This is a genomic window from Phytoactinopolyspora endophytica (genome assembly GCF_004138495.1).
Classification (GTDB): domain Bacteria; phylum Actinomycetota; class Actinomycetes; order Jiangellales; family Jiangellaceae; genus Phytoactinopolyspora; species Phytoactinopolyspora endophytica.
In genome coordinates, this window is the sequence record NZ_ML142854.1 from 134107 (window position 1) to 141441 (window position 7335).

Annotated in this window: 6 protein-coding genes; 5 read left to right on the forward strand and 1 reads right to left on the reverse strand. The window is 66.3% G+C overall.

The features are described 5' to 3' along the window. The 5 genes from ELR45_RS40880 to bagB form a co-directional block, all read left to right on the forward strand. Window positions 1-338, forward strand: a 338-nt coding sequence (locus ELR45_RS40880; protein WP_240759687.1) for a DUF4162 domain-containing protein, incomplete at its 5' end; no start/stop codon positions are given. Continuing rightward, window positions 335-1993, forward strand: coding sequence for an ABC transporter permease (locus ELR45_RS13655; protein ID WP_205856559.1), 1659 nt, complete (start codon window positions 335-337; stop codon window positions 1991-1993). The genes ELR45_RS40880 and ELR45_RS13655, both read left to right, overlap by 4 nt. A gap of 45 nt (window positions 1994-2038) precedes the next feature. Then, window positions 2039-2875 carry a phosphatase PAP2 family protein gene (locus ELR45_RS13660; RefSeq protein WP_205856560.1) on the forward strand — a complete coding sequence of 279 codons (837 nt, stop codon included), beginning with the start codon at window positions 2039-2041 and terminating at the stop codon, window positions 2873-2875. A gap of 11 nt (window positions 2876-2886) precedes the next feature. Beyond that, window positions 2887-3867: an ATPase BagA gene (gene bagA, locus ELR45_RS13665; RefSeq protein ID WP_129666863.1), complete on the forward strand. Its 981-nt coding sequence runs from the start codon at window positions 2887-2889 to the stop codon at window positions 3865-3867. Then, entirely contained in the window at window positions 3864-5018 is a 1155-nt protein-coding gene (gene bagB, locus ELR45_RS13670; protein ID WP_129666865.1) for an ArsA family ATPase, read from the forward strand. The genes bagA and bagB overlap by 4 nt, the downstream gene beginning before the upstream one ends. A 72-nt stretch (window positions 5019-5090) precedes the next feature. Here the strand turns inward: bagB and ELR45_RS13675 are convergent. Continuing rightward, window positions 5091-7335 (reverse strand): transglycosylase domain-containing protein (locus tag ELR45_RS13675; protein ID WP_129666866.1); only part of this gene is annotated, 2245 nt, incomplete at its 5' end.

A 7335-nucleotide genomic window follows, 5' to 3' on the forward strand; every position in this document is an offset into this window, starting at 1 on the left:
AAGGCGAGGTGGTGCAGTCCGGAACGCTCTCTGAGATGAGGCATCTCACGCGGACCACCGTGCAGGTCGAGCTGTCTCAGCCGGCTGCCAGCCTGGAGGCGATGGACGGAATCCACGACCTCCGGCAGGACGACGGCACGATCACGTTCGCCGTCGACGGCAGCCACATCGACGAGGCGGTGCGGCAGCTGAGTCAGCTCGGTGTGCGGAGCCTGGTGGCTCACCCGCCGACATTGGAGGAGCTCATGCTGCGGCACTACGGCGACGAGCTCGGTGCCAACGGCGCCGGCGAACCGAGCGCATCCGGCAGCACGACAGACTCTGGAGCGGATCGATGAGCACAGCCACGGCTATCCCGTCCGCGCCGCAGACGGTCCCCACGAGCCGCGGTAATACATTCGCCGGCACTCGGACCATGATCCGGTTCATGCTCCGCCGTGACCGGATCCGTATCCCCGTGTGGATCCTCGGGCTCACCGTCTACGCTGCGGGCGCACTGTCCAGCTATGAGCAGAACTACCCCGAGGCGTCCGACCGAGAGACCATCGCGGACATGACCGACCTGCCTGCCATGGTGGCCATGGTCGGAGACAACTACGCACCGGACGAGCCGTACACACACGGCCTGATGTTCGGCCACGTCACCTTCGTCATCGTGGCCATCATCTTTGGTCTGATGGGTGTCCTGCTCATGATCCGGCACACCCGTGCGGAGGAGGAAGCCGGGCGGGCCGAGCTGATCCGGTCCAGCGTCCTCGGGCGGCACGCTCAGCTGACCGCGGCACTCATTGTGGTCTGTGGCGCCAGCCTGGTGGCCGGGCTGCTGGTGTCGCTCAGCATCAGCGGCTCCGGAGTCGATGGTGTGACCACGGGTGGTGCCTACCTGTACGGGATGGGCCTGGGCCTCGTCGGCGTCGTGTTCGCCACAGTGGCGGCCGTGACGGGTCAGATCACGGAGTACGCACGTGGAGCGTCCGGGATGGCGCTCGCCGTCCTGGGAGCGGCCTACGCGGTGCGCAGCGTCGGCGACGTCGGGGAGACCTTCCTGTCCTGGCTCTCTCCGCTGCACTGGGCCAGAGCGACCAAGCCGTTCTCGGCAGAAGAGCGTGCGTGGCCTCTCCTGCTGCTCGTCGTTCTGGCCGCGGTCCTGATCGTGGTCGCGGCGAACCTGAGCAACAGGCGTGACGTCGGCGCCGGGCTGCGGCCACCCCGGCTCGGTTCCCCCACCGCGTCGGCAGCTCTGTCCGGTCCGCTTGGCCTGGCCGTGCGGCTGCAGCGTTCGGGCGTCGTCGCATGGGCCATCGGGCTCGCCGTGTTCGGTGCCTTCTACGGCGCGATGATCAGCGCCGCGGACGAGATGTTCGATGAGATCACTGCGTTGGAGGACCTGTGGACCTTCGACGGTGCCAGCTTCGCCGACCGCTGGATCGTGAGCTTCATCGGCATGCTCGGCATGTTGGCTGCTGTTCCGGCGATCTTGTCCGTACAGCGGCTCAGATCGGAGGAGACCGTCGGCCGGGCCGAGCCGGTACTCGCGACCGCTGTGTCGCAGTCCCGCTGGGCGGCCAGCCACCTGACCGTAGCGTTCGCCGGCAGTGCGGCGGTCGTGCTGTTCGGTGGGCTCGGCTTCGGTATCGCCGCTGCGATCGACGGCGGTGACGCGGCATACCTCGGCAAGTCCGTGGCCGCGGCGGCCGTCTACATTCCGGCGGTCTGGGTGGCGGCCGGTCTGGCCATCGCCCTGTTCGGTCTGGTGCCGCGCGCTATGGGGCTGGCCTGGATCATTCCGGTGTACGGGTTCCTCGTGGTCTACATGGGCGATCTGTTCGGTATCGACGAGTCGGCGCACAATTTGTCCCCGTTTGGCTTCGTGCCCGAGCTGCCCGCGGAGGACTTCAACGCTGTGCCGCTCGTCATATTGCTGGCGATCACCGCGGTGCTAACCTGGGCAGGGTTGGCTGGCTTCCGCCGACGCGACCTTCACAGCACGTGAGAGTCGAAGACGATGAGCTTGAATAGCACAAAGTAGGACCACGGCGTGGCAGTTCTTTATAAGGGCGACAGCCCGGCGCAGAAACTTCCTGCGCCGGGCGGCCCGCTTGGGCCGACCGGCTTCCGTCGGGTCTTGGCCTACGTGCGCACCCCGCGACGGCCAGTCTTGATGGCGGAGCTGCTTCTCATTGGAGTGACCTACTGGGTGTACTCGATGATCCGCAATGCGGTTCCTGATCACCAGGCAGGGGCGGTCGAGCGCGGCTTCGAGTTGTGGAGGTTCCAGCAGCAGAACCTCAACATCGACATCGAGATGTGGATCAATCAGACGATACACGGCGTCGAGTGGCTCGTCATCGCGATGAACTACTTCTACGCCACGATGCACTTCGTTGTCACTGCGGCGGTGTTGGTGTGGCTCTACAGGTGCCATCCCGGCCGCTACCGCGCCTCCCGGACGGTGCTGGCCATCACCACCTGCCTGGCGCTGTTCGGGTACTTCCTCTACCCGTTGGCTCCGCCTCGGCTGCTTCCCGGTACCGGCTTCGTGGACACGATCCGCGTTCACGAGACATGGGGATCGGTGACGTCCGGGGACATGCAGGAGCTGTCGAACCAGTATGCGGCCATGCCATCGATGCATGCCGGTTGGTCGATGTGGTGCGGGATCATCATCGTGATGTTCGCTCGCCGCCGTTGGACGCAGATTCTGGGCGCGCTGTATCCATTGACGACGCTCGTGGTGATCATGGCGACGGCCAACCACTTCGTCCTCGACGCCGTCGGCGGATGGCTCACACTCGGCGCTGGATTCCTGTTGCAATGGGTCCTCTACGGCCGCCCGGCCTATGCCTTCGCCCGTGAGGTGGCAACTGTTACGTAGGCTTTGCCGGTATGGGTGACTGGGAAGGCGTGCGGCTCCACGTCGTCACCGGGAAGGGTGGCACCGGCAAGACGACCGTGGCGTCCTCCCTGGCGATAGCGCTGGCCGCCGGCGGGCGTAAGGTACTGCTCGTCGAGGTCGAGGGGCGCCAAGGCTTGGCTCAGCTGTTCGACGTGGCGCCGCTTGAGTACTCCGAGCACCGGATCGTGCCGGCGGCCGGGGGCGGTGAGGTCTTTGGGCTGGCGATCGACGCCAGGGAGGCCATGTACGAGTATCTGGCGATGTTCTATCGGCTGGGACGGGCCGGCAGGGCGTTGGACCGGGTCGGCTTCGTCGACTTCGCGACGACGATCGCACCCGGATTGCGTGACGTGCTCCTGACCGGCAAGACCTACGAGGCGGTACGCCGCCGGGACGATCAGGGCGAGTACGTGTACGACGCGGTCGTGCTCGACGCTCCGCCGACCGGGCGAGTCACGCGCTTCCTGGACGTCAATACGTCGGTCTCGTCGCTGGCCCGGATGGGGCCGATCCACCGGCAGGCGAGCGCGATCACGACGCTCGTGCACAGCCCACGCACGGCTGTGCACGTCGTCACGGTGCTGGAGGAGATGCCGGTGCAGGAGACCGTCGACGTGGTCGGGGAACTGCATGAGGCGCAGATCCCGGTAGGTGCAGTGGTGGTCAACCAGACGCGCTCATCGTACTTGAGCGACGAAGAGCGGGCGGTGGCGAGCGCGGGGCGTCTCGACCGTCCAGCACTCGCGGAGAGCCTGCGCGCCGTGGGGATGCCGGACACGGATGCCCTGGTGGAACGGCTCTGTGCGGACGCGGCAAGCCATGCGGACCGGGTAGAGATGGAGAATGAGGCACGCAGCGGCTTGGACGAGCTCGATCGTCCCGTGTACGAGCTGCCGCACGTGCCGGGCACCATCGACCCGACGGCCCTGTACGAGCTGGCCGAGATGTTGAAAGAGCAGGGGGCTTCGTGAGTGCGAGCCGTCGCCGGCCACATCTGGACGTCGACCATCTCATCGACGATCCGCTCACCCATGTCATCGTCTGCTGTGGCTCGGGCGGCGTCGGCAAGACGACGACGGCCGCCGCACTGGCGTTGCGCGCGGCGGAGCGTGGACGCAAAGTGGTCGTGCTGACCATCGACCCCGCACGGCGGCTCGCGCAGTCCATGGGGCTGGCAGAGCTGGACAACGTGCCACGCGCCGTGTCCGGAGTCGGCCTCGCGGCCGGGGGCGGGCTGGACGCGATGATGCTCGACATGAAGCGGACCTTCGACGAAGTGGTCGAGGCTCATGCGACGCCGGAACGTGCGCGTCAGATTCTCGCGAACCCTTTTTACCAGGCTCTGTCATCGTCGTTCGCCGGTACGCAGGAGTACATGGCGATGGAGAAGCTCGGCCAGCTTCGGCGGCGTGACCAGTGGGATCTGATCGTCGTCGACACGCCGCCGTCGCGGTCCGCGCTGGACTTCCTCGACGCGCCGGAACGGCTTGGATCGTTCCTCGACGGCCGGTTGATCCGGCTGCTCGGCGGGCCGGCCCGCACCGGCGGCAAAGCCTATCGGAAGTTCTTCCAAGCCGGATTCAACGTCGTGACCGGCGCACTGACCAAGGTGCTCGGCGGCGACCTGCTGCGCGACGTCCAGACGTTCGTCAACGCCTTGGACACGATGTTCGGAGGGTTCCGGGAACGCGCTGAACAGACCTATGCCCTGCTTCAGCGGCCGGAGACCTCGTTTCTGGTGGTGGCGGTGCCCGAACAGGATGCCCTGCGCGAGGCGTCGTACTTCGTGGACCGGTTGTCTGAGGAGGGGATGCCGCTGGCCGGGCTGGTCCTGAATCGCCTGCATGTTGAGGATACGACCGACGGCATCAGCGAGGGGCAGGCGATCGCCGGTGCGGAGCGTTTAGAGGCGCTCGAGGGGCATGAACTGGCGGCTTCTCTGCTCCGGCTGCACGCTGAGCGGTTGGCTGCCGCCGCACACGATCTGCGGACGGCCGACAGGTTCACGGTCGCCCATCCCGACGTGCCGGTAGCGCCTGTTCAGGCTCTCCCCACCGACGTCCACGACCTCGACGGCCTCCGTGAGATCGGCCGCCTACTGGCTAAGCGACACGGAGTGTGACGTAGAGACCGACGATAGGGCCCTGATGTCAGTGCCCTATCTCGGAGATCTATGGATGGCGCTGCTCGTGGGTCAGTTCCAGCCGTCGTCATCGTCGTCGTTGTCGGGGGAGGGGGGATTCGGCCGAAGCGTGGGGTCGGGCTGCTCCGGGACGCTCCAGTCGCCGTCGTCATCGTCGTCATCGTTGCCCCCGTCGTCCTCGTCCTCCTCCTCTTCATCGTCGTTGTCGCTGTCGTCATCGTCGTCATCGTCATCGTTCCGGCTGGGTGGCACGCCGTTGCTCACGGACAGCTGGACGGTCGTCCCAGAAGAGGCCTCAGATCCAGCTCCGGGATCTGAACTGACGACTCGCCCCTCGGGTAAGTCCGAGTTAATACGCGCCGACACGGACGCGGAAAAACCCTCGTCCTCCAGGGCAGCGATCGCCTCGTCTTCGCTCATGCCACGTACGTCTGGAACCGTGGTGGTGACGCCATTGACCACGCTGCCGTCGGGCTCGTTGAACTCTTCCTCCGACAAGCCCTCGTGGACTTCGTCCATGAACTGTTTCCAGGCGGGGCCAGGGAGACAGCCACCGCAGGCCTCGGCGATGGTCTCGCCGTTGAAGCTCCGGCCGTGCAGGCTTTCTTGGGGCGGGTCAACGTCTGCCACTGCGACGGCCGTGGCGAACTGAGGCGTGTACCCGACGAACCAGACTGCCAACGCGTCGGTTGTGGTACCGGTCTTTCCTGCCGAGCGGCGGCCGTCCTCGAGCTGCATCGCGCCGCCGGTGGCGCCCGGGTTATGGACGACGCCCTCGAGCACCGAGTTCACCGCGTCGGCGACCTCCCTGTCGAGCACTCTCTCGCAGTCCGGCTCTGAGTTGTCAACGATGACGTCGCCGTTGCGATCCCGGACCGTGAGGATCGCGGTGGGCTCACAGTGCACTCCACGGTTGGCTAACGTGCCATACGCCTGGGCCATGCCGAGCGGTGACACCTCGTTGGAGCCAAGCACCATTGCCGGCGTCATGTTGAGCTCACCACCGTCGGCGCGGCCGGCGCCCATCGCCTCGGCGAGCCGGGTCGGCTCGCACAGCCCCGTCTCCTGGGCGAGCTGGGCGTAGTAGGTGTTGACCGATCCTTCTGTGGCTTCTCTGAGGTCGATGTTGCCTCGGTCTCCGTCGTAGTTACTCACCGGCCAGGGTGCGGATACCGAGTATGCGCCGTCGCACGTGGAGAACTCGTTTTGCGGGATGTTCATACTCGCCGGCGAGTCGTAACGCTGATTGAGGCCGATGCCCTGCTCGATCGCGGCGGTGAGGAAGAACGTCTTGAACGCGGAACCGGGCTGCATGCCAGTGCCGCCTCCCATGTCCTCGTCGACGGCGTAGTTGATGTAGCTGCCGCCGTCGTCCTCGGAGCCATACTGCCGCGAGTTCGCCAGCGCGTGGATGTACCCAGTCTCGGGCTCGACGGACGCGAGGGAAGCGACGCTGTCGTCGCCGGAGGACACCCGGTCCGAGACGGCGTCGTCGGCCTCCTCCTGGACCTCGGGGTCCAGCGTGGTCTCGATGGTCAGCCCGCCGTTGTACAGGGCGTCGACCCGCTCCTCCGGTGTCTCACCGAGCTCCTCCATCGTCTGGATCTCGTTGATCACGTAGTCGCAGAAGTAACCGTAGTCGGACTGGTTGCACCCGTTGGAGATGTCGCTCGTATCGAGGTTGAGGTCGGTCTGGCGGGCCTCGGCGGCGTCGGCGTCGGAGATCTTGTCGGTGTCGGCCATCCGGCCCAGCACCACGTTGCGGCGGCCGAGTGCGCCTTCGGGGTTCTGGTTCGGGTCGTAGCCATTGGGGTTCTGGACGAGCCCGGCCAGCGTCGCCGCCTGGGTCAGCGTGAGTTCCGAGGCAGAAGTCGAGAAGTATGTCTCCGCGGCGGCTTCGATCCCGTAGGCGCTGGAGCCGAAGTAGGCGATGTTGAGGTAGCGCTCGAGGATCTCCTCCTTCGTGTACTCCTGTTCCGCATCGATGGCCATCCGGAGCTCGTCGAGCTTCCTCTTGTACCCGGCGGTCCCTTCGCTGGCCAGCACCTCGGCGCGTTCCTCGTCGGAGGTTGCCTGGGTGAGACGGACCTGCTTGACGTACTGCTGGGTCAGGGTCGACCCGCCCCCGGTGGTCTCGCCGGCGTCGACGTTCTGGACCAGGGCTCGCGCGGTCCCCTGGAAGTCGATCGGGCCCCGCTCGAAGAAGCGGTCGTCCTCGATGGCGAGCAGCGCGTCGATCTGTACGTCGGCTATCTCGTCCAGGCTGACGTAGTCGCGGTTCTCCCTGAAGACGGTC